Annotated in this window: 2 protein-coding genes; both read right to left on the bottom strand. The window is 64.9% G+C overall.

Going from position 1 to position 2303, the window contains the following annotated elements; translation table 11 throughout:
* The coding region (locus H928_RS27285) for a ChuX/HutX family heme-like substrate-binding protein (protein ID WP_239644937.1) at positions 1-907 on the bottom strand (907 nt) is incomplete at its 3' end.
* 63 nt (positions 908-970) lie between these two features.
* Positions 971-2303, bottom strand: a 1333-nt coding sequence (locus H928_RS33235) for a TonB-dependent receptor domain-containing protein (protein ID WP_239644936.1), incomplete at its 5' end; no start/stop codon positions are given.

Genomic DNA, 2303 nt, shown 5'->3' with positions numbered 1-2303 from the left:
TCGGCTCGATGCGCTGCACCGGGCCGCTGTGGATCTGGATGCAGCCGCCGCTGCTGACAAACACCATGATCGGCGTGGCCGAGAAGCTGGCCTCGTTGAGCAAGGCGGTCACGCTGTCTTTGGCCAGGGGCCAGGCAAACTGGCCCTGCACCAGGCGGAAGGACTGCTGGCGCTCGGCGCCAGCTTTTTTGATGATGCTGAAGAATTCATGCGTGTCCTTCATGCCGGCCCAGGCGGCTTGCAGGGCGGGCACATCGACGCTGCTGTCGGCAGGGACGCTCACGGGCTTGCGCGCCTCTGGCGCATCAAAGCCGGGCACGCTGGCGCCCGCCGCCACCGCAAAGCGCTCGACCAGCGCCTGCCAGGCTTGCAGATCGCTGGCATCGCGGGCATAGACCTTGTGCACTGCCCGGCCTGAGCGGTTGTAGAACTGCAGGCTGCGCAGTACCGTGCTGCCGCCATGGGCGGAAGTCTCGGTCACCGCAAAGCCGGCATGCCAGCTGGCAAAAAACAGGCGCAGGTCAATGTCCTCATTCAGCGCAATACCCACCTGGGCCCCCAGCTCACCGCCCGCGCTGAGGTTGGCATAGACGCCGGTCTTCTCATGCACGGTGCTGGCATTGCGGGTCAAGGCCATCACCGGGCCGCAGGCTTCCAGCGCCTTGAGCACCTCTACCCAAGCGCCCTCGGGTGCTGCCAGTACCTGCACCTGCATGCTGCTGCCCTCCGGCTGCCACTGCTGGGCATGGGCGGCAATCGCCTCGCCTTCGCTGGTGCCGGCAGCTTCGGCCGCTTCCTTGGCGCGCAGGCCCTTGGCGCGTTCTGCGGCAAAGGCCTGGCGGATGTCGGCGGCACGGGCCGAACTCAAGGCGGCTGGCGCAGCGGCGGGAGAAAGAGACGGATTCATGGGGGACTCCTTATGGAAAAACCGGCAGCGTGCAGACCGTGCACGCTGCCCTCAGAGGCAGATTCAGAACTCGGCGACCAGGCTGACCTTGGCCGAGCGGCCCGGCTGGGTGTAGCTATCGATAACGCCTGAGCTGGACGCGAGACCACGCACATCGGACCAGCGCCAGTACTTCTTGTCGGTCAGGTTGTAGATACCCACGTTCAAGCGCAGGTCCTTGCGGATGCGCCATTGCGCTGTCAGGTCCACCAAGGTGGCCGATGGGTTCAGGAACTGGGTGCCACCGCTAGGGTTGGTCGTGTCTTTGGCCTTTTTGCCTTGGGTGTAGTTCAGACCCAGCTGCGCTGTCCAGACGGCGGCTTCGGCACGCAGGCCCACGGTAAAGCGCTGCGGATCGATGGACGACAGCGGCTCGGCGCTGGTACGGTCACGGCCCTGGGTACGGCCCCAGGAAAACGGTGTGCTCCAGCCGATGCCGGCGTAGCGCCCCCAATCGGCATCGCCCTTGACTTCAAAGCCACTGATGTTGACTTTGCCTCGGTTGACCGACTGGAACACCAGTGGATCAGCAGCGGTACCCACACCGCCCACCTGCACCAGGTCGTCGATAAAGTCCTTGTAGCGGCCGGTGAATGCCGCCACATCCAGCGCCACATTGCCCAGCCGCCCACGCACACCCAGCTCCAGGTTCTGGCTGGTTTCCGGCTTCAGGTCGGGGTTGGGGATGGTCTTGTAGTTGCCCACCGGGTTTTCAAAGAAGGCATTGACCTGGCCGGCGTTGGGCGCGCGGAAGCCCTTGGCGTAGTTACCGAACACACTCCACGCCGGATCGACCCGGTACATCACACCCAGCTTGGGCGAGGTGGCATTGCCCGACAGTGACACCGCATTGGCGCCAAAGCCGGCCTGGTCGGCCTTGATGCTGAAGTGGTCGTAGCGCAGGCCAGGCGTGAAGGTCCAGTTGCCCAGCACCAGCTCATCTTGCGCATAGAGGGCCCAGCTCGATTCGGTGGTATCGGGGAAGCGTTTGAGCGGGAAGGTCTCGCCCACCGGCGGCGTGATACCCGTCTGCAGGTTCTCGACATCGCTGCGCACATAGTCGATGCCGTAGGTGATCTTCTGCGCCAGGCCCGCATCGCCGCGCAGCACCTTGCTGGCCTGCACGTTCGCCTGCCAGGTCTTTTCCTGGTAGGTCACATCGCGCGTGCGGTCAGCAGCCGTCAGTCGGTCTTCGTAGATGAACTCGCGCGAATCGGCATTCTGGTAGCTCAGGCTGGCCTTGATGTCATCCCACGCGGGCGTGCTCAGGTTGCGCCACTCGCCCGCCCAGCTGCCGCGCGTGCGCTTCATGTCGGTCGACGATCCGGAATCGATGACGGCCGTAGCGGCGGGGGCC

Source organism: Comamonas sp. B-9 (assembly GCF_000410635.1).
GTDB lineage: Bacteria > Pseudomonadota > Gammaproteobacteria > Burkholderiales > Burkholderiaceae_C > Comamonas.
This window is presented reverse-complemented; position numbering and strand designations above follow the sequence as displayed.